Annotated in this window: 19 protein-coding genes, 1 tRNA gene, 1 other RNA gene and 2 pseudogenes; 12 read left to right on the top strand and 11 right to left on the bottom strand. The window is 38.6% G+C overall.

The annotated features are described in order from the left end of the window. Positions 1-257: 257 nt before the first annotated feature. Both ACFIMU_RS06450 and ACFIMU_RS06455 read right to left on the bottom strand, forming a co-directional pair. Positions 258-833 (bottom strand): disulfide bond formation protein B, encoded by a 576-nt coding sequence (locus ACFIMU_RS06450; protein ID WP_375607042.1) that lies wholly within the window; start codon positions 831-833, stop codon positions 258-260. 10 nt (positions 834-843) lie between these two features. Then, complete coding sequence (locus ACFIMU_RS06455; RefSeq protein WP_273790835.1) at positions 844-996, bottom strand: DUF5993 family protein; 153 nt, start codon at positions 994-996, stop codon at positions 844-846. An 825-nt stretch (positions 997-1,821) separates the two neighbouring features. Between ACFIMU_RS06455 and purE the strand changes: the two genes are divergently transcribed. After that, a complete protein-coding gene (gene purE / locus ACFIMU_RS06460; RefSeq protein WP_330168079.1) occupies positions 1,822-2,319 on the top strand; it encodes a 5-(carboxyamino)imidazole ribonucleotide mutase in 498 nt (165 codons plus the stop codon). Position 2,320: 1 nt separating this feature from the next. After that, positions 2,321-3,499 (top strand): 5-(carboxyamino)imidazole ribonucleotide synthase, encoded by a 1,179-nt coding sequence (locus tag ACFIMU_RS06465; protein ID WP_375615231.1) that lies wholly within the window; start codon positions 2,321-2,323, stop codon positions 3,497-3,499. A gap of 445 nt (positions 3,500-3,944) precedes the next feature. On the opposite strand, the gene ACFIMU_RS06470 is transcribed toward ACFIMU_RS06465, so the two are convergent. Continuing rightward, entirely contained in the window at positions 3,945-4,199 is a 255-nt protein-coding gene (locus tag ACFIMU_RS06470; protein WP_375607044.1) for a hypothetical protein, read from the bottom strand. Positions 4,200-6,480: 2,281 nt separating this feature from the next. On the opposite strand from ACFIMU_RS06470, the gene ykgO reads away from it, so the two are divergent. The 5 genes from ykgO to ACFIMU_RS06495 all read left to right on the top strand — a co-directional run bounded on the left by ykgO (position 6,481) and on the right by ACFIMU_RS06495 (position 10,300). Next, positions 6,481-6,606 (top strand): type B 50S ribosomal protein L36, encoded by a 126-nt coding sequence (ykgO, locus tag ACFIMU_RS06475; protein ID WP_004863016.1) that lies wholly within the window; start codon positions 6,481-6,483, stop codon positions 6,604-6,606. 157 nt (positions 6,607-6,763) lie between these two features. Further along, positions 6,764-7,549 (top strand): tetratricopeptide repeat protein, encoded by a 786-nt coding sequence (locus ACFIMU_RS06480; RefSeq protein WP_375607045.1) that lies wholly within the window; start codon positions 6,764-6,766, stop codon positions 7,547-7,549. An 805-nt stretch (positions 7,550-8,354) separates the two neighbouring features. Then, a non-coding RNA gene (gene ssrS, locus ACFIMU_RS06485) (6S RNA) lies at positions 8,355-8,515 on the top strand. Between the two features lie 339 nt (positions 8,516-8,854). Then, positions 8,855-9,460, top strand: coding sequence for a 5-formyltetrahydrofolate cyclo-ligase (locus ACFIMU_RS06490; protein WP_375614721.1), 606 nt, complete (start codon positions 8,855-8,857; stop codon positions 9,458-9,460). A gap of 18 nt (positions 9,461-9,478) precedes the next feature. Continuing rightward, a complete protein-coding gene (locus ACFIMU_RS06495; RefSeq protein WP_375607046.1) occupies positions 9,479-10,300 on the top strand; it encodes a TIGR00282 family metallophosphoesterase in 822 nt (273 codons plus the stop codon). Positions 10,301-10,641: 341 nt separating this feature from the next. Here the strand turns inward: ACFIMU_RS06495 and ACFIMU_RS06500 are convergent, their stop codons facing one another. The 5 genes and pseudogenes from ACFIMU_RS06500 to ACFIMU_RS06520 form a co-directional block, all read right to left on the bottom strand. Continuing rightward, positions 10,642-11,109 (bottom strand): helix-turn-helix domain-containing protein, encoded by a 468-nt coding sequence (locus ACFIMU_RS06500; protein ID WP_375696907.1) that lies wholly within the window; start codon positions 11,107-11,109, stop codon positions 10,642-10,644. 172 nt (positions 11,110-11,281) lie between these two features. Continuing rightward, positions 11,282-11,638 (bottom strand): helix-turn-helix domain-containing protein, encoded by a 357-nt coding sequence (locus ACFIMU_RS06505; RefSeq protein WP_375696908.1) that lies wholly within the window; start codon positions 11,636-11,638, stop codon positions 11,282-11,284. A 502-nt stretch (positions 11,639-12,140) separates the two neighbouring features. Next, positions 12,141-12,451, bottom strand: a pseudogene (locus ACFIMU_RS06510) (UDP-N-acetylglucosamine 1-carboxyvinyltransferase); the annotation flags it as partial. Between the two features lie 219 nt (positions 12,452-12,670). Then, positions 12,671-13,966: a UDP-N-acetylglucosamine 1-carboxyvinyltransferase gene (gene murA / locus ACFIMU_RS06515; RefSeq protein ID WP_375607049.1), complete on the bottom strand. Its 1,296-nt coding sequence runs from the start codon at positions 13,964-13,966 to the stop codon at positions 12,671-12,673. A gap of 159 nt (positions 13,967-14,125) precedes the next feature. After that, complete coding sequence (locus tag ACFIMU_RS06520) at positions 14,126-14,278, bottom strand: hypothetical protein (protein WP_375607050.1); 153 nt, start codon at positions 14,276-14,278, stop codon at positions 14,126-14,128. Between the two features lie 172 nt (positions 14,279-14,450). Between ACFIMU_RS06520 and ACFIMU_RS06525 the strand changes: the two genes are divergently transcribed. Next, positions 14,451-14,525: transfer RNA gene (locus tag ACFIMU_RS06525), tRNA-Thr, on the top strand. A gap of 684 nt (positions 14,526-15,209) precedes the next feature. Here the strand turns inward: ACFIMU_RS06525 and ACFIMU_RS06530 are convergent. Next, positions 15,210-15,410: a hypothetical protein gene (locus tag ACFIMU_RS06530; RefSeq protein ID WP_375614448.1), complete on the bottom strand. Its 201-nt coding sequence runs from the start codon at positions 15,408-15,410 to the stop codon at positions 15,210-15,212. Between the two features lie 257 nt (positions 15,411-15,667). Next, positions 15,668-15,811, bottom strand: a complete 144-nt coding sequence (locus tag ACFIMU_RS06535; RefSeq protein WP_375607052.1) for a hypothetical protein — start codon at positions 15,809-15,811, stop codon at positions 15,668-15,670. A 586-nt stretch (positions 15,812-16,397) separates the two neighbouring features. Here ACFIMU_RS06535 and ACFIMU_RS06540 point away from each other — a divergent pair. The 4 genes and pseudogenes from ACFIMU_RS06540 to ACFIMU_RS06555 all read left to right on the top strand — a co-directional run. Continuing rightward, on the top strand, positions 16,398-17,069 hold the full coding sequence (locus ACFIMU_RS06540; protein WP_375615235.1) for a hypothetical protein: 672 nt from the start codon (positions 16,398-16,400) through the stop codon (positions 17,067-17,069). Positions 17,070-17,164: 95 nt separating this feature from the next. Beyond that, positions 17,165-17,698: a hypothetical protein gene (locus ACFIMU_RS06545; protein ID WP_375614450.1), complete on the top strand. Its 534-nt coding sequence runs from the start codon at positions 17,165-17,167 to the stop codon at positions 17,696-17,698. A 229-nt stretch (positions 17,699-17,927) separates the two neighbouring features. Further along, a complete protein-coding gene (locus tag ACFIMU_RS06550) occupies positions 17,928-18,233 on the top strand; it encodes a hypothetical protein (RefSeq protein ID WP_375607055.1) in 306 nt (101 codons plus the stop codon). 422 nt (positions 18,234-18,655) lie between these two features. Next, a pseudogene (locus tag ACFIMU_RS06555) lies at positions 18,656-18,895 on the top strand (DnaJ domain-containing protein); the annotation flags it as partial. 312 nt (positions 18,896-19,207) lie between these two features. On the opposite strand, the gene ACFIMU_RS06560 reads toward ACFIMU_RS06555, so the two are convergent. After that, positions 19,208-19,423: a hypothetical protein gene (locus tag ACFIMU_RS06560; RefSeq protein ID WP_375696909.1), complete on the bottom strand. Its 216-nt coding sequence runs from the start codon at positions 19,421-19,423 to the stop codon at positions 19,208-19,210. Positions 19,424-19,871 lie beyond the last annotated feature (448 nt).

The raw sequence follows: 19,871 nt of genomic DNA on the forward strand, positions 1-19,871 counted from the left end.
TTCTACAAACTCCTCCAAGCCAATCAATCCCTTCATCTCTCTCAAAAGACAGCATAAAAGGTTCACAGTACAAGTCTTCGCTAAAAAAATATCAATCGCTATCGCTCATAAAAGCCAGCATTGGTATAAAAGATCAGATTATCGAACAATTTTTCTGAAATGTCTTCCAAATAAATAAAAAAGAAGCGGTTTCTTAAATATTTCCGCCTCTTTTAACAATAAAAATTATAATGAGGGATTATTAAAAAAATTCAAGACTATGAAGGGAACCAATTTGATAACAATTCATACCTTACAGGATCATCGGCACACTGTCCACCACCACATTCCAGTATGGTAGAAATCAAATTTGCCGCAATCAAAAATACAAATAAGAAACTTGCCGCTTTACTCAAGACTGGAAAAGGAGAAAATTCTTTGAACTTGTGTGCCAATTCGCCTAAAATCATGACAAATGAGACAGCAAAGATACAAAGGACAGAAATAATGAAAGCCCAAGTATAAAAATGCAATCCAAAGAACGTTGAACCATATCCTAAATCATCAGGTGTGATATGCAAAAACACTTGGCGTGCTGCCACAGCACTGGTTACCATACAACCGAGAATAACCATACCATAATGGGTATTTTTCACCTTATGGTGAATATTGAGCAAGAACCCACAACCTGCCAGCATCAATCCAACGCGCTGCAGCAAACAAAGGGGACAAGGTAACTCAAACTTTACCAATTGATAATAAAAAGCCACCACCAAGACAACGGATAATCCAAAGAGTCCTAGCGTATTCATAAAGATAACGAAGTGAGGATTTTTTTGTTCAACATGTTCCATGGCTATTCTCTCAAAAAGATAAATTTAAAGTGGAAGTTGCGTGATGATTGAAAGTGAGAAGAATGACAACGAATAAAATTGCCCACAAAGCATAACTTATATTTTTTTTACCACACATAGTCGTTACTGCAGTACCTAAAGCGATTAAAAATGGAAGAAACATAGCTTTTAAATCTCCTTTACATCCGTTGTTTAACTCTTATTTATTTCAGCGTTCACCATATTACAAAATTGGGCAAAAAAGAGACCATGGATTTATTATTCACAATTCGTCACTCGCGATTGATATTACCATTATATTTAAGTGAAAAAACAAAGAACGATATAATCGCTCAGAAGCACATCTCAACAAAAGCGTTAAAAGCACAAAAGCGTTGATTATTCGCTTCCCCTTATATCGGCCATTGTTAAAGATATATCGACAATTATAAAGATTATATCCCCTATAAAGATTATATCCCCCACTCACAAAAGAATCACTTGAACAACAAAATAAATAGGCTTTGAAATCGAGAGATATACATCTCTTTTTTTCTCATAAGAATATCCTCATTTTGCAACACATTTTTGACATAAAAATCTCTTTTCTCATAAGTAATGTTTCAAATTGCAACAGATTTTATATCATATGGTGATCTTGTTTATTTTAGCAAATAAAAAATAAGACATTTTTTTAAAAAACTTATAATCAATGGCTTTTCCTCAATGCATTTTTCCCTCTTATCTTAAATAAAAGACAATGCCGCAAGCTCAACAGCCTCATGGGTCCCACACCACCCCGTTGCATTCCCCTCCCCCCTCACAAGAAGTGCTTCATGCCTTCAATACTTTAGTTTTTCATCTCTCGAGATCCCCTTTAAATTTTTAGCTTTCCACCTTATTTGAAAAATAACTGTTTCTCTGTCATCAATTGGCTTTGCAAAAAGAATATAAAACTTTAAAAAAATAATGATAAAGAATCGCATTGAACCTTTGAAAAGGATAGAGAATGATGAAAAAATCATGTGATGTCGCGATTTTAATGGGGAGCCAATCGGATTGGCAAACGATGTGCCATAGTGCAGATATTTTGACGAATCTTGGTATTTCTCATAGTTCGCATATTGTCTCAGCACACCGAACTCCTGAACGCCTTTATCAATTTGCCAAAGAAGCAAAAGAAGCAGGGTTTAAAGTTTTAATTGCCGGTGCAGGGGGTGCAGCGCATCTTCCAGGTATGTTAGCAGCCCTTACTCCTCTTCCTGTTTTTGGCGTTCCAGTGCATTCTCACTCTCTTTCTGGTCAAGATTCTTTGCTTTCAATCGTGCAAATGCCAGCAGGGATACCCGTTGGCACATTAGCAATTGGCAAAGCAGGCGCAATTAATGCAGCACTTTTAGCCGCGGCCGTTATGGCCGTTTATGACCATGATCTCGCCCAACGATTACAAGATTGGCGTCAACAACAAACAGCCAATGTCGCCCAAACGCCTGTAACGGAGGTTTAAAATGGCACCGTTTTCCACTCCCCCCTCAGCCAACACCACCCCCTCCAACACCACCCCCTCAACCAACACCTCCTTAGCCAACACCACTCCCTTCACCATGTTACCTCCAGGCAGCGTCATTGGTTTAATCGGGGGCGGCCAATTAGCAAGGATGCTCGCCATAGCGGCCGCAGAATTAGGATTTCGAACCGTTATTTTTTGCCCTGAAGCCAATTGCCCAGCCGCTCAAACAGCAAACAACCATATTGTTTCCTCCTATGACGATATATCAGCTTTAGATCATTTTATTTCTCAGTGTGATGTTGTCAGCTATGAATTTGAAAATCTTTCGCTTCAAACGGTTCAATATGTAGAAAAGAGTAAGCCTGTTTATCCTTCTTCCAAAGCATTAGAGATCACGCAAGATCGACTTTTTGAGAAGCAATTTTTGCGTGATCAAGGGATTGGCACCGCGTTATGGCATGCTGTTGACAATTCTTCTTCTCTTCTTTCCGCTCTTGATACCTTAGGCGGACGTGGTCTTTTAAAGACGCGTCGTTTTGGTTATGACGGAAAAAACCAGATCAAGCTTGATCACCCAGATGAACAAACCCTTGACGAAGCCTTAAGGACTTTTCAGGAACAGCCTTGTATTTTGGAAGAAATAGTTCCTTTTTTATCGGAAATTTCGGTTCTTTCGGCACGTACAAAACAAGGGGAACATATTTTTTATGATTGCCCTGAAAATCAACACAAAAATGGTATTCTTCATAAATCCTTTGTTCCATCACATATTCCACCTGAGGTGCAAAAAGCAGCACAAGAAATCAGCTTAACAGTTATGGATGCCCTCAATTATGTTGGTGTTCTTTGCATTGAATTTTTTGTCTTAACGAATGGTCATCTTTTAGTGAATGAATTAGCACCGCGTGTCCATAATTCTGGTCATTGGACACAAAAGGCATGCATAACTTCACAATTTGAACAGCATATCCGCGCTATTTGCGGACTTCCCTTAGGCAGTCCCTATCGCCACAGCGATTGCCAAATGACCAATCTTATTGGTAACAATTTTAGCACGTTAAAATATTTCCTCACACAAGAGCGCACCTCGATCCATTTATATGGCAAAAGCACTGTTCACCCCAACCGCAAAATGGGGCATATCATCCAATTACTGGGACCAGCCAACAAATCTTAAGCCCACATATATATAAATACTTTTTCACACTTTTCTCCAAAATGAACTGAAAAAACAACCTCTTCCCCACACCGATATCCAGCGGCTTCAAAAGCGCTCCCCTAACCTTTTAATTTGCCCCTGAAAGGGCGTGAAGCCCTCCTACAAGCCCTGCCTCTTTTAAAAACATCACCTCTTCCTCCTCCAAACCGCTTCATCCTACACGAACATCTCATCCGCCCTCAAAAACAAAGCTTCACTCCACACCGATATCCAAGCAGCACAACAAGCGCTCCCCCCCTTCAACTCCACCCCCTAGCTCTTCTCCCCTTCCTTTTCTCAAAAATATCCCCCCACAGCTCAAAACAATCCACCAGCCCCTAACTTCACCACCCCTCCACCTTCCACAGCATAAATATTCCCCATAACATACGCAGCCCCTTCATTTTTCTTTTAATGCCAACCTTTAAGAAATAGACTGATTTATTGCACCCCCATAGATACCAATCCCCATGATTGCGTTTTTATTGTCTCTAGCTTCTCTTCTTATGTTCATTTTTTCACAAAAGCATCGTTTTGTTTTCCATAAAATTGCTGCAAAGAGGTAAAACGTATTACTCTCCCAAAACAACTCTCGAGAATTCGGCCCAATATCGGCCAGACGATAGCCCTCTCCAGCATAGCAACTTTCTTCTTTTTCTCCTCTCTCTTTTTCCTTCAACGGATAGAAGATTTTCTTCTTTCATTAATTCCCCCAACACATTCCTCGAAAAGGTTTCCTGAACTTCTCCCCAAAGGCTTAAGTTTCTTCTTTTCAGATCAATTTTTCTTCTCTCACAAAATCCTCCCCTTTTTTAGTGCATCAATTTTTCCACCTTTTAATCCTGTTAAGACAATGAATTATAAGGCACATCATCACCGTATAATGCGCATTGATTTTATTGCATCTCGCACAATTCTTTATGAACTCCCCTTATCGTAAACGCACTTTGTTTACGCATATTCTTAACCACCCATAAGAGATTGTCTGTAACTCTCTAATCCTGCTCAGCAATGACATTCGTCCCCCCCCAACAGACCAGCGCTTCATGAAGTTCCCACAATTTTTCTCAATCCAAGCTTCTTTCAAGAGCACCTAATAATTTATAAATATAAATGTTTATTTTATTATCCTGATAAAGCTAAACTATACTTTTTAATACGATCATTTTAACACTATCATTGCCTTTAAAACGCTTATTGTGGCAAAAAACACTTCATTTCTAACAATAATAAAACTTTAAATGAGGTACAGTCTGTTCTTCCCCAAAAACGTAAAGGGGGTCCATTTAGACATATGTTGTTCCTTTTTCTTTTAACTTTTCGTAAACCCATTGTTTTCGTAACGAAAATCCTGTCGATAGGCTTTTTATTAATGACAGGAATTCTTTGTCTAATATACCTCACAGGAGGAAGAGAAACACTGCCCCTATTGATCGGGATACCAATGATCATTACGTCAGCTCTCTTTGGCATTTGCAACATGTATATAAATTGGTATTATGACATACTTTTATTACGTCTATCGCCAGACAATGTGAAGCTTTCACTCTTTCAATAAACATCATCATAGACCACCCTTGGGAAGGTCAAATTTTTTCTGCAACATGGATATTAAAAAGGATTCAAACTATCCACATTCAAGAGCCAAAGTGTATTCTCAGTATACTGGCTCCCTTATTGGATAATTTGAATTCCCCATCTGCTCGACAATATCCAGCACTCCACCCACGTAGAAATAATTGGGTTGCAAAGAATCATAAACTATTGCCTTAAAAGAGAAATTTATGCATAATCTTTCACTCTAACCACACAGATTTAATCCCTCATTAAAAGTACCGAGCGCTCCGCTCCGTCCCTGATCTCCACATCAAAGATATAATTACAGGATATGATTACAGCACTAAGCTTATCCATTCCCAAACCAAATATCCTCTCACCCCTCACGTAAAATAAAAAGCCTCAAACAGAAGACACTTGTGTTGCCAATTTACGCACTTGTTTTAACACGCGCTTATTTTAAAGAAACATTTTGCCAATGCACATTGCCCCACCACTTCACAACAGCAGCCCCCGTCATAGAGCATAAAGCTCTCGATAATAGCTTAAACATTTATAGTGCACCACCCTCTTTAAACTTATGCAGCGTAAACACCAACGCCATCACACCGCTTTGCCACCCCCCAATGTTACAACACTCTTAGCATTTGAAAGCATTCATAAAAGACCGTTTTATTCCTTATCTTCAAGTATCTTTACCATAGATCAATCCCGCTTGTGATATGCAAGAAGCGAATGCTATGCTTAAAGCTACACAAATTTGCAATGAGAAAACCTTAAGACTATGCAAAACTCTTATTTTACTATGTTTTCTCTGAACAATAGAAATTTATCCTTATCAATTCATCATCTTTGTCATCATCATGCGGTTTATTTTTTAGGTTTTAAGAATAAGCCTTAAGAATATCCTCACACACGAACAAAAAACACCTCATGTTATAAATTTTACATGAGCCTTACTTAACGATGATATTTTACGAAAAAACAGGATTATTTTCTCACAAATAGGAAGCTTTTACTTTTTTCCACTCTTTGTGCTTTTTGGTGTCCTTCTTTTTACGAGAAAATTTTTACCTTCAAGGCCAACCGTTAACACACTATAGGAATTTGTAAGGGATATACCCTTGACAAGAATAAGATTTCTTGTTAGATTTCTCCTACTTTTTTGCAATTTTCACTTATCGTTGTGCTAATGAAGTGTATTAATGCGTACCTTAAGAGTGCGCTTTTCTTTTTGTGATCACAGTGAAAAAGTGTATCGTGTGATGTTATGATGCAAGTACGATATCGCAATGCAATGCTCATTAAAGTGAGCAGTCTATTGGGGTTGTAATATTGTATTTTCGTGTTTTAATATTGTGTTATAGTATTGTGTTACGTAAACTATTTAAACGGTGAATATGATGAAAATTAAAAATTCGCTTAAAGCACTAAAAGAGCGCCACCGTAACAATCGTTTGGTGCGTCGTAAGGGTCGTGTTTATATTCTTAATAAAACGAATCCACGTTTTAGAGCACGTCAGGGCTAATTCTTTTAGGGATAATTTCTTTAGGATCAATGTTTTTATGCCTACTTTAATTGTAGGCTTAAAATTTTTTTTCTTGAGTTTTTTTGTTATAAGTCCGTTGATTACAAGTCTAGTATTTGATAATATTTGGTGATTTATCTTTTGGGGGCTTGTTTTTATGGATTCTTCTATTTTTTTAAAAGCCTTTCGATTTTTCCAGTTGCGTTTTTTCTGTATTTTCCAGCGCGCGTTTTTTCTTTCTTTTGTTGGCGTTTTTTGTTTTGTTCCCTCGAGCTATGGGCAAAATCCTCCTTCTCTTCCTGAAGATCGGCCTTCTCCACAATCGCTTTTACCGTTAGATGATCTTATTCCCAATTCTCCTCCCCCTTCCTCAACGCCCTCCGATTCTGATTCCTCGGCGGTTATTCTTGAAGATCTTGACAAAGAGCAGCTTTCCCATGTTGACAGAGTTAAGCAGCGCAAAGAAGCAGAAATTTCACGTTTACTCAAAGAATTGAAATATTGTGCTGATGTTGCTAAAGCGAAAAAGATCAGTCAACAACTTCAACATTTATGGTCCCAATCAGGGAGCGAGACGATCGATCTTTTGATGTCATGGGCTGAAAATGCACTCAACAGCGACGATTATGGACTTGCGCTTGATTATATTGATAATGCTCTTGCACTTTTGCCTACTCATGCTGAAGCTTGGATAAGACGCGCTTGGATTCACATTCAACTGAACGATTTCAAGCTTGCCATGCTTGATCTCAACCACGCTCTTGAACTTGAGCCGCGCAATTATAGTGCTTTTTTTGAACTTGGCGTTGTCATGGAAGCAACGGAGCGTCCCAAACTTGCTCTTAAAGCTTATAAAACAGCATTGGTTTACTATCCACAAATGCGCAGGATTCAAAAGCGCGTGCAAGCTCTGTTAGACGAACAATCACCACAAGCTCTTTGAAACCATTCAAGAACGAGACACTTTACGACATCCTTTCAAATCTAGATAAGACGCAAGCCGGCTTCACATTCCACTCAATAAACTAAAAGCCCCCTGCTTATAACCACACATCCCCCCACACAATTCACAGTGCTTTTTTTGAATTTTGACCTTTTTTGTATTGCAAGCAGCGTCCAAACACTTCCAATATACCCCCTACAGCATTTCTTCTCATAGCAAGCAAACGCTCCACGCTTGAGTCCTCTTCACGCCGTTTCTTCTTTTCACACCTTCCATCATGGATAAAAAATTTGTAAACACGAAGCTCAAAAAACACTTTTTGAAAAAATCTTAAAACATCGCTTAGCGCCTCTGATAAACTATCATCGTCTGTTTTTTATTTTTATGAACTTCAACCATAGCAGCACATACCGTATCGGCTCTCCTCCCCCCTCAAAGTTGATAAAATAGCCCTGAAATATGGCTTCACAAAGTAAAAACTTCAAAGGTGCAACACCAGTTCAACCAACATCCTTTTGAATAAGAAATATTTCCCTTCAAAACTCCTCCAAGCATTCCTGCGAAACATAAAAATCAAGCATTGTTCCAAAAGAGCCATTGCCAATAAATCGTTCTGCGTCACTCAATCACCCACCCTCACTCATATTTTTTGCTTTTTTACTTTGAATAAGCCATCCATCATACAGCCATTTCGAGCAACCACCAGCAAGGTTCTAAAAACTCTCCTGAAAAACGTTATGAAAAAGAAGAGGGCGAGGTTATTTTATCTCTAGCAGAAGCTCTGAAATTATTTTATATTAAGGAGGGTGTTCTGCGCTTCTCGACAGGAAATAACGTATTCCTGAGACCTTAATGATCTCCAAGGGAGCTGTCCCTGATCAAGCCCGTGGGCTTTTTCATATGGCGCCCACCTATTTGTATAGGTTCCCGGGATCAGCTTTTTCCATCGGCTGTTGTGGATCACCCTTTATTTGTATTAACTTTTTTGCATAAAAATTTTTCCAGCTAAAATTGAGAGCATCTTTTTACATAAGACCAATGACGATACTCTTTTCAAGAAATAAAAATTACGATAGGCTTCATTTTATAAAACAGACAGCACTTCCAAATAATCCCCTCTATAAATCTGCTTCATCCCTTCGCACACAGCAACGCAAAAGCGGCTTATTGCACCAAGATACCCCCTAAAGAGCACACACTTTTTTCATGCTTTTTTTCATGAGCACAGCTCTTATCCATACAGAGATTTACAAAACGCCAACAATGGATAAAATACCAGCATCTTATAAAATAATTGACGAGACAATGACAAACAATCCCCTCTGTGAATCTGCTTCATCCCTTCGCACACAGCAACGCAAAAGCGGTTTATCGCGTCGTGATGCTCTTTTAACAGAAGAGCGCGCACTCTTTTCGCAGCGTGCTTGTTGCCACTTTATTGAATACCTCGAAAAGAAGGGAACCGATTTTTCACGCCTCATTTTAGCAGGCTATTGGCCCATTAAATCGGAAATTGATCCGCGTCCTTTACTGGATGCTGTAGCGTTACGCGGTGGGCATTTAGCCTTACCAGCAGTTCTTAATTCCACCACCATGATTTTCCGTACATTTTCGCCCAGCACGATTTTAGAGCCCATGCGTTTTGGCACCTTTGGTCCCAGTGCAGACAATGACGTTGTTGCCCCCAATAATATTATTGTTCCGCTTTCTGCGTTTGATCGTCAATGTCACCGTCTTGGCTATGGAGGAGGATATTATGACCGTGCTGTTGAAGCTCTTGAAAAACAAGGGCATCAAATGATATTATGGGGCATAGGGTTTTCATGTCAGGAGGTTTCCTCTATTCCCGCAGCAGAACATGATCTACAGGTACAAGGAATTTTTACAGAAAAAGGTTTCTTAAAATGTTAAAATGTGATTAAAGCGCCTATGCGTTTTTTATTTTTAGGTGACATTGTTGGTAGCACAGGCTGTAAAGCTGTTTTTGAATACCTTCCTCAACTGATTGAGAAATGGCAGCTTGATTTTGTTGTGGTAAATGGTGAAAATGCCTCTGGTGGTTTTGGTCTTACACAAGAAACGTATCAAGATCTTTTGATAACCGGTGTTGATGTTGTCACCACAGGTAATCATGCTTTTTCTCACAAAGAAGCATTGCAATATGCCCATGAGAGTGATCGTTTTTTACGCCCTGCCAATTTTTCGAAAGAAACTCCCGGAAAAGGTTCTGGTGTTTTTACGGCAAAAAATGGCGCCCGTGTTCTTGTCGCCAATCTGTTGGGCAACGTTTTTATGCCGTGTAAAGTAGAAGATCCATTTGAAACAGCGGAAAATATTCTGCTTGCCTGTTCGTTGATGGAGCAAGCCGATACGATTATTTTTGACTTTCACGCAGAAACGACAAGCGAGAAGCAATGTTTTGGTCATTTTCTTGATGGTCGTGTGAGTGTTATCGTTGGCACCCATACGCATATTCCCACGGCTGACGCGCAAATCTTAGAAGGTGGGAGCGCCTATTTAACAGATGCAGGCATGTGTGGAGATTATAACTCATCTCTTGGAATGGATAAAGAAGAACCCTTACACCGTTTTCTTTATAAGACGAAGCAAGACCGTTTTGAACCGGCGTGCGGTCCTGCCACCCTTTGTGGTTTAGCGGTTGAGATTTCAGATCGCACCGGTTTAGCAGAAAAGGTCTCGGCGGTACGGATTGGTCCTCATTTAAAGCCTGAAGTTCCGGATTTTTGGTAGCTTCTTTTAAGCCGCCCCTTTGATAGTTTCTTTCCAAGATTTCCTTTTGAGAACTCTATTTGGCAAGACGATTTTTCCAGCCCTTCCCAAATTCCTACTAAAAACACCCCGCCCTCCAATTTACCTAATACAGCAACTTTTCTAGCACAAATAAGTCACTCTTTTTAAAAAAATAAAGGATAAAGGATAAAATTTTTCGTGATTTTTAAAACGATGAGAAGGAGGTTTTATTTCGACATTTCTGCGGGGGGGGGGAGGAGAAATGTTAACCCCCTTCTCTAAAAAAAGCTTTATATAATAATTTATTATTTAGCAAGAGCCTCTTTAGTCTTTTTTTGATTCTAACGAAAATTTAATCTTAAAATTGCTTGCTGTTTTTGAGGTTTGAGCTCTCTAAAACTTTTCAAAAGAATACATTCTTCTTTGCTTGAGATCTCATCATCATAAGGATACAAGACGTCTTCTTTTGTTGAGAGACCAGAGTAAAAAAAGGAAATGGGAACATTAAGAATATCGGCAATTTCTTGTAAACGCCCTGCGCCTATACGATTGAAGCCTTTTTCATATTTTTGGATTTGTTGAAAGGTTACTCCTAACTGGCTACCTAATTTCTTTTGCGACATTCCGATCATTGTTCTTTTCAAGCGAATTTTTTTGCCAATCGAAATATCGTTAAAATGTGGATTTTTAGCTTTCACTTCAAGCTCCCCTGCCGAGTGCGAGCGCCTCTTATGCGTATTCCGGGAGTCTGAAAGTACTGAGTTCGAATCAGCTTTTTTTGCTTTTAGTGCTAGAGAGCACCTGGACATGGCAAAAACTCCCGGAATCCCGGGACACCCACAAGAGTAGGTTAATTTTATGTACTGAACTTTAGGGGTTTTTGAATCCCTGTTGATCGCTGCGTAGACGACCAAAGTTACCCTTCAAGGTATAAAGTAATTTCAGGAAATTGGCAATAAAATTTAAAACAGTGTTTTTATCTCATGAGATAATCAAACACAAAAATGCTTTCTGTTTTTGAGGTTTGAGCTCTCTAAAACTTTTCAAAAGAATGTATTCTTCTTTGCTTGAGATCTCATCATCATAAGGATACAAGACGTCTTCTTTTGTTGAGAGATCGGAGTAAAAAAAGGAAATGGGAACATTAAGAATGTCGGCAATTTCTTGTAAACGCCCCGCCCCTATACGATTGAAGCCTTTTTCATATTTTTGGATTTGTTGAAAGGTTACTCCTAACTGGCTGCCTAATTTCTTTTGCGACATTCCGATCATTGTTCTTTTCAAGCGAATTTTTTTGCCAATCGAAATATCGTTAAAATGTGGATTTTTAGCTTTCACTTCAAGCTCCCCTGCCGAGTGCGAGCGCCCTCGCATTGGTATTCCGGGAGTCTGAAAGTACTGAGTTCGAATCAGCTTTTTTTTGCTTTTAGTGCTAGAGAGCACCTGGACATGGCAAAAACTCCCGGAATCCCGGGATACCCACAAGAGTAGGTTCATTTTTACACTCGGATTTTAGGGGTTTTTGAATCCCTGTTGATCGCTGCGTAGACGACCAAAGTCACCCTTTAAGGTATAAAGTAATTTCAGGAAATTGGCAATAAAATTTAAAAACAGTGTTTGTTTTATGAACCCCACCCGCCTCTCAAACTCTTATGCTCGCTCGTAAAAACCATGAGATAAAACCCACGTTTATTGAGAGGATTAACAACCCTTGATTCTTGAGATCAAGCCTCCAAAAAGCACACCTAAAAATATATCGCCCCCTCCCAAAGCCATTCTTTGGAGCATATCTTTGAAAGCTTTACACTGTGATGCGTTGAATTTTGGCACCACAACGGATTCATTTTTCTTCCAACTTTTCAAAATTCACGATCAAGATGATAGACACGATTGACGTTTGTTTCTCCCTTTGCCGCCAATGGAACAAGATAAGAGGGCTGCAATCACAAGAGAAACAACAAGCGCGCAAATCCGTCGCCATGACAGGAGCCGCTTGCAAATGCTCTGTTCCACGAGACGGTTGCCCTCTCGCCCATCAAGCTTTATTTGCGCCCTCAAACGATTGAATTCTTGAACATGCATAAAACGATTTTCAAAAATCGTCTCTGTAATCCGCGCGGTTCCCTCAACCCGTGTCATAAGCGCCGTAAACGACACTGAAAACAATGATACAAGTCTCTATTTGTTTGTTTTATGAACCCCACCCGCCTCTCAAACTCTTATGCTCGCTCGTAAAAACCATGAGATAAAACCCACGTTTATTGAGAGGATTAACAACCCTTGATTCTTGAGATCAAGCCTCCAAAAAGCACACCTAAAAATATATCGCCCCCTCCCAAAGCCATTCTTTGGAGCATATCTTTGAAAGCTTTACACTGTGATGCGTTGGATTTTTGCGCCACAACGAGCTAATTTTTCTTCTAATCTCTCAAATCCACGATCAAGATGATAGACACGATTGACGTTTGTTTCTCCCTTTGCCGCCAATGCTGCAATCACAAGAGAAACAGAAGCACGCAAATCCGTCGCCATGACAGGAGCCCCTTGCAAATTCTCTGTTCCATAAACGGTTGCCGTCTGCCCATCAAGCTTTATCTGTGCTCCTAAGCGATTGAGTTCTTGAACATGCATAAAACGATTTTCGAAAACTGTCTCTGTAATATGCGCGATTCCTTCAGCCCGTGTCATGAGCGCCATGAATTGCGCTTGGAGATCGGTTGGAAAAGCAGGATAAGGTCCTGTTTTAATATCAACGGGCATAATTTTGGTGTTCTTTGGATTTCGCTTAATATGAATTCCTTGAGGTTCTATTTGAATCTCGAGTCCTGTTTTTTGCAGCACCTTAAGCACTTTTGTGAGATGATTAGGATTTGCATTTTTAAGAAAGACATCTCCTCCCGTCATAGCAACAGCCATTGCATATGTTCCCGCTTCGATTCGATCAGCAATAACGCGTACTCTAGCACCGTTGAGTTTTTTAACCCCTTCAATTGTAAGCGTTGTTGTTCCTTCACCGGTTATTTGAGCCCCCATAGTATTCAGGGTTCGAATAAGGTTTGTCACTTCTGGTTCACAAGCCGCATTCTCAAGAGTGGTTGTTCCCTTTGCCATTGTCGCCGCCATCAGCAGCACATGGGTTCCACCAACAGTGACTTTAGGGAAACGATAGCAAGCACCTTTTAACCCCCTTGGCGCTTTTGCATGAACATATCCATTTTCGATAGTAATCTGTGCGCCTAAAGTTTTAAGTCCCTCAAGGATAAAATCGACAGGTCTTGTCCCGATAGCACATCCTCCAGGAAGCGAAACATAAGCCTCTGCGCATCGTGCAAGCAGAGGTCCAATAACCCAAAAGCTTGCACGCATTTTTTTCACCAGTTCGTATGGTGCCCGTGTTGTAGCTATTTTTTGCGCCGTAAAATGAATTGTTCTTGAATTCACGCATTCATCGTTAAACTCTTGTCCATCAACGGCATATCCAACACCATGATTATTGAGAATACGAATAAGCAATTCAACATCGGCCAGATGCGGAATATTTTCTAAAGTGAGCGTTTCTTCTGTCAAAAGCGCCGCAATCATAAGAGGCAATGCAGCATTTTTTGCCCCAGAAATAGGAATTGTTCCTTTAAGTTTTTCTCCCCCAACAATTTGAATAGAATCCATCGTGTTTTCCCTCTTTTCCTTTGTGCCTGCCCTTCCAAAGGATTGTCCCCCTTCGGGAAGTTATGCTTTATTAATCGTTTTAGAACGCATTCTAACTATGAGAACAAATTATTGAGAAGTTTGGTTGCAAAAATTTACTAAAAAACATTTTTTTGCATTTTAGAGCTCTGGTTGTGCTCTTTTTCGGCTTTGCTCTTTTCGACGTTTCAGGTTTTGACGCAATTGTTGTGCCAATCTTTCTTGACGTCGTTTTGCTTTTTCATCTTGATGATTAATTTCATTTTGTTTTTGTTTTTGATGCATTTGTGTCATTGCGCAACCTTTTAAACAGTGTTGAGCTTCTATCCAAGCAACTCATTTAGATATTTAAGCATATAAGAAGCATATGTCATGACATAAGATACGTTTTCTTGCAAGAATATACAAATGTTCTCTTGCCTATTTTCTGACAATATGGCACAAGACAGCGCAAAGATTGAAAAGGGCTGCGGTAGCTCAGTGGTAGAGCACTCCCTTGGTAAGGGAGAGGTCGAGAGTTCAATCCTCTCTCGCAGCACCATTTTATTCTTCTTTTGCCTCTCTCTTTTTGCCCTTATAAGTCTTCCCTATAAGCCTAAATCTTTTCCCCCAACCTCCATCAGCTTCATCAAATCCTCCATCCTTTAAACTATGCGTTTCAATAGCTTCAAAATCAATGGCCTCAATAACACGCTTAATCTCTAAAATACTTTACGAACGGCTTTTGAAATTGACCGCCCCCCAAAGAATAGTCCCTCTCCTATTGGTTTCCCCTCTTTCCTTGCCCCTCCCTCTTTCCTTTCCCCTCCCTCTCTTTCATTTCTGTAAGATTGCCCCCCTTTACTCCTTCTCTTTGCCAAGCCTCACTATTGCAACAGCTCTTGGCACTTGAGACGATATAAGCATTTTTATTTTTTCAATATTTTATTTCTTGAATATTTTTCCCCACAAGCTCACCCTGTTTGTAATATGCAAACAAACGATTTTACTTGATTCAATATAAGAGCGTTTGAATAAGAGAACTAAGAACATCTCACACTATTTCAGGCTCTCATTGAAATTCAAATTGAATCTCAATAATGAATTATTATAAACTCATTGTTTGAACATATCCCATTGATACCTTTATCCGACCCAAAACGAATAATCTTATCTTTCTAGCCTCTCTATCCATCTCAAGCAACACAAGCATTCCCTCTAGAAATTAGAATAAGCTTCATCGATCTTATTCGTCATTTACAACAGATCTAACAGAGCCATTTCCAGAACCTCCTCTCAACTCAATTCCTTTCCCATTCTCCCCACCCCTTACCAAAAGCAAAAAACAAACAGTGATAAAATCCCCCTCAATAAAGCTTTCACTAAGCCACCCCACGCTCGCATATGCCAAACATCCCATATGGTAAACATCCCATATACTAGACATCCCATATACTAGACATCCTATATACTAGACATCCCATATGGCAGAAAATTGAGAGCCCGCCTTTTCAAAGAAGATCCCTCATTACCAATTTTATACACTATGGTTTTCCACGTGCTCTAAGCCTCCCTCTTTCAACACGCATCTTTTTTATACGAATACTTTGATTGATACGGATAGCGTTATTCCTCTTGCATAAGAGCCCCAAAAGCGAAAAGCTCTCTCCCTCTGTTCTATTGAAATTAATCACCCCTCTTCGCTTACACTTCACAAGCAGAAAGATCCGTATAGCGAGAAACTTTCCAAGAAAAGCATATCTCTTCGTAAAAAGCCTCCCAGTAAACGAGATTATGAATCGTCTCAAGAGCTACAGCCCATGCCGCAATTTTGGCAACGGCCCCCAATAGTACCAACTTACTTTTTCATAAAGTAAAGATAGGGTGCGCAATGTTTATAATCTCTAGGGGGTACAATCTACGGACTTTATAATCTACGGGGCTTTATCGTTATACCCCTCACGATATTATTCACAGGTGCCAGTATGAAATTTACGAACGCCAGGCATGAAATGGGTGTGAAATGAGCTTAGAGCGAGATATCTTTATTAAAACAAGTGCGTGAATGTACAACAACAAGTATATTTCATTTGGAGTATTTTGGATATTGCCTACTCTCCCCACCTTAGGACAACCATTTTGGCTACAGATCCCCTTATACTTTCTGCTGTCATACCTCCTCCAATAAGCTAAAACCCCACATATGCGGGGTTTTAGCCAGTACCACACCTTTACTTATACACATTATGATCATTATAACCATTTTTATTAAATACGTTTTTACGTATATTTTCAACACAAAAATAACACACATTGATTTATTTAACAGAAATCAATTAAATATTCATGATAATCATTAAAAGTTAAAATGATGAAATTATTATTCAGAACGTACGTCATAATATTTATAACGTTTTTTTCTGTATTCATATTATTGGGTTGTACTCAAGTAAGCGACCTTGCTGAATACGATAAGCTTTACCAAAAATATGTCCATGAAAATTACACTCATTTAGAATATTCTCAGAAATTAGAAAAAGCAAAAAAAGAGGTAGAATATTTAAAAGCGTATATGGAAAAAACTGTAAGTATACCCCATGACAAAAGTCAATTTTGGAAATATTTAATAATATTGCCCAATAATCCTCCAGAATTCAATATTTTAAGACATTATCACATATTGCTTGTTTTTTGTGGACGCTTTTTTGATTTATGGCAAGATGATAAAACGATGCCCACACTTACATTTAACGACTTACCAACAAGACTGAAGGATTTTAAAGCTAACGGGATGAAATACAGGAAAGATTGGGATTATATAGAAAATATTTTCCTCAAAGCAAAATTTGAAACAAACTTTGATGATCCAATGTTTGCGTACGCAGAAAAATTTTTGGATTCTCCCAATGGCATTAGTCGAAAAGAACAAACTCTTCAGACAGAGCAGCTCATCATAGGCAATGAACTCACTCGTTTTAGAAACACAGCAACAATGTGCGTTATGGCTAGAGAGGTATACCTTAAAATGATGCCCAAAGAAAATGTAAAACCACCTGTAAGATATAGCACTTTTGAAAAATGGAAGCAGTATTTAAAAAATCTTTAAACGGATCATAAAACGCCTTTCAAAATATTTCTAAAGAACCATTAAGCCCCCCTCACAATGACTATAATCAAGCCACTAAGAGGGTATAAAAAACAATGTTAATTAAACAGTCTTTATTGAGAAGCGTCTTAATTATCGCTCTTTTAACAACGCATCTTTTTTATTCTTCAAAGGGATATACTCATTCGAATGAAGTATTCTCTTCAAAAGAGATTACAGAAAGAGAGAGATTTTTCCGCATTTTCCTTGTTAATGGAAGTCGCTGGTGGGAAGAAAAATTCTACCAAATTCTCTGGATAGAAAAAACATTTTTTTTGGAAAACAAGCGGCAGTTATCGCAACCGCTCTATGAAAAACATGTCAATATAATAAAAAAATGGCAGAATATAATCAAAAAACGACATCATGTATTTAATACTCTGTGCACCCTTATAGAATTAGAAATAGATGCAATGCGACATGTGAATGAAGCAAAACACTCTCATGAGCATACACATCTCTCAAACCTTATGAAACACATAGAGACATATCAAGAGCGTATAGTTAAAAACAAGAAAGAACTTGAGAAACTTGATCATGAAATTGAGATCTTATACAAAGTTATCATAGAGTATACAAAATTACCATAAACTTTGATCTATTCATTCCATAACTTGATGAAAAGTGCTTCTCAAAGGATATCTTTTATTTTCAAGCACTTTGAACTATCTATCGCCATCTTTAGATACAGAGTGCCAAAATACAGTAACGTTATCATACAATTTGTTGTATTTTACCAACATAAAATAACACATATTGATTTATTCAACAGAAATGACTTATAAAAGCTCATCAGAAACAAACGACAATAAATACCTTATGTTTAAACACTTTATTTTCTTCGCTATCGTAATAAGCGCTATTTTATTTACGCATCATACAACGAGTGGATGTACAACAGATGATCTTTTTGTTGGAAGTACTTCTCCGATCAATTGTATTTCAAAAGAATATATAAGACAGAAAATAAAAAAGAAGCTATTGGAAAAAGAACGCGAAAGAGAATGGTTAGAGCTTGAACAGTTTTCTGTTAGCGCTTGTCCAGGTGGAGAATTTCCTGTTTATCATGGCTTTTCTATTATCGATTGTGTTTTGAGAGGAAGAACTAAAACAAAATCGTCTTAATAATGAAATCAATATAATGAAATTATTCATGCAATGGTTTATCGTAGCATTCGTAATAACAACGATAATGTCTGTTCCCATAAGTTTACTTTGGCGTTTTAGATTTAAGGTTCCTGCCTGTTTATTTACAATAATGACAACCTTGGCTATTATTGCCGTCCCTTTTACATTTGATTTATCGTCTCTCTTTTAATCTATTTTTGTAAAAAAATATTTCTAAAATATTAAAAACACCCTGCATTTTTAAGCGTCTTGAACTGTATCTCCTCTCATTTAGATACAGTATAATCACTATAGCCATTTTCATTAAACATGTTTTTGCACATATTCTCAACACAAAAAACAACACATGTCGATACATTCAAAGGGGATCAATTAAACGATCTTATAAAAGAAGAGCAATATACAAGTGGCTGTATTTAATGATAATAAATGAAGACGATTATTATGGAATTCTTGGTGTAAGCTACGAATGCAACGCTAAACAGATAAAATCTTCTTTTCGTAAATTAGTTCTGCAATACCACCCTGATCATAATTCTAGTACCGAAGCAGAACAAAAATTCAGAAAAATTTGTGAAGCCTATGAAGTTCTTAAAGATCCTCAAAAGAGAGCTGCTTACAATCAGTTCTATCATGAAACTTTTAAAGATAATGACAAGGCTTCTGAAAGTAATGAATACGAAAAACCTACAGCAATTGAAATAATTATATGGTTATGGAAAACACAATACAGAATTATGACTTTTTTAACAACAATATTTATTGCTATTTGTTTTTTCATAACAATGATAACAGTGTTTGGATTTCAACTTTAATAGTCAAAGTGCTTTTGAAGAGCTTTAAAAGCAACCCGCAGCGAATTCACAAGGCATCATTATCCTTGATCTTCTATAACAAGGTAGTGTAGAAAAACATAAAGATTATAATGTCTCTATTCGTTCTTTTCTTATTCTCCCGTTTCCTCCACCCCTCTATTTTCTTCCACAACCCGCCCCCCAACCTTTCCCCCAACAAGCCCGCTTGATTCCACACAGACTTTTTCTCATGCCCCTAACATCCTTTTCCATGTTGGCTAAGAAAATTCCTGCAAAGCTCTTCTCCCCAAGCGGCGCCCCTGAGCTTCCCCTCAAGAACGAAAGCATAACGCGCACCATTGTCTCTGCAATAAAAAAACACTTGCCCGTCATTGTACTCCCCCAACACTCACCACAAAAGCACCCAGAAGCTCCCCCCTGTTCCAATACGTCTAAACAAGCTTTAACGACCTCCCCTATCAAACACCTTCTTCTATTTTCCAGTATGCTTTACGTATCACTCCAAGCTCCCTACTTGCGTGCCGCAAAAACATAAAAACCGGCTCTTTTCCCCCTTGAGCGTGCCTTTTTATAAGTTGGAACCTGTCTGTACTGCTGCTTCTCTTCCCCCTAAGCCTCATTTTGTTATCCAGCATGCTTTCCGTGTCACTCCAAGCTCCCTACTTGCGTGCCGCAAAAACATAAAAACCGGCTCTTTCCCCCCTTGAACGTGCCTTTTTATAAGTTGGAACCTGTCTGTACTACTGCTTCTCTTCCCCCTAAGCCTCATTTTGTTATCCAGCATGCTTTCCGTGTCACTCCAAGCCACTGGATAACGACC

It is taken from the genome of Bartonella sp. AC70YNML (genome assembly GCF_042196545.1).
GTDB lineage: Bacteria > Pseudomonadota > Alphaproteobacteria > Rhizobiales > Rhizobiaceae > Bartonella.

Coding starts and splice junctions, on each gene's coding strand:
- ACFIMU_RS06495 (WP_375607046.1), top strand. CDS start 9,479: ATGCGTTTTTTATTTTTAGGTGACATTGTTGGTAGCACAGGCTGTAAA.
- ACFIMU_RS06455 (WP_273790835.1), bottom strand. CDS start 996: ATGTTTCTTCCATTTTTAATCGCTTTAGGTACTGCAGTAACGACTATG.
- ykgO (WP_004863016.1), top strand. CDS start 6,481: ATGAAAATTAAAAATTCGCTTAAAGCACTAAAAGAGCGCCACCGTAAC.
- ACFIMU_RS06480 (WP_375607045.1), top strand. CDS start 6,764: ATGGATTCTTCTATTTTTTTAAAAGCCTTTCGATTTTTCCAGTTGCGT.
- ACFIMU_RS06450 (WP_375607042.1), bottom strand. CDS start 833: ATGGAACATGTTGAACAAAAAAATCCTCACTTCGTTATCTTTATGAAT.
- ACFIMU_RS06500 (WP_375696907.1), bottom strand. CDS start 11,109: ATGTCCAGGTGCTCTCTAGCACTAAAAGCAAAAAAAGCTGATTCGAAC.
- purE (WP_330168079.1), top strand. CDS start 1,822: ATGATGAAAAAATCATGTGATGTCGCGATTTTAATGGGGAGCCAATCG.
- ACFIMU_RS06560 (WP_375696909.1), bottom strand. CDS start 19,423: ATGACGGGCAAGTGTTTTTTTATTGCAGAGACAATGGTGCGCGTTATG.
- ACFIMU_RS06465 (WP_375615231.1), top strand. CDS start 2,321: ATGGCACCGTTTTCCACTCCCCCCTCAGCCAACACCACCCCCTCCAAC.
- ACFIMU_RS06550 (WP_375607055.1), top strand. CDS start 17,928: ATGTTTAAACACTTTATTTTCTTCGCTATCGTAATAAGCGCTATTTTA.
- ACFIMU_RS06520 (WP_375607050.1), bottom strand. CDS start 14,278: ATGACACAAATGCATCAAAAACAAAAACAAAATGAAATTAATCATCAA.
- murA (WP_375607049.1), bottom strand. CDS start 13,966: ATGGATTCTATTCAAATTGTTGGGGGAGAAAAACTTAAAGGAACAATT.
- ACFIMU_RS06545 (WP_375614450.1), top strand. CDS start 17,165: ATGTTAATTAAACAGTCTTTATTGAGAAGCGTCTTAATTATCGCTCTT.
- ACFIMU_RS06530 (WP_375614448.1), bottom strand. CDS start 15,410: ATGTCTAGTATATGGGATGTTTACCATATGGGATGTTTGGCATATGCG.
- ACFIMU_RS06490 (WP_375614721.1), top strand. CDS start 8,855: ATGACAAACAATCCCCTCTGTGAATCTGCTTCATCCCTTCGCACACAG.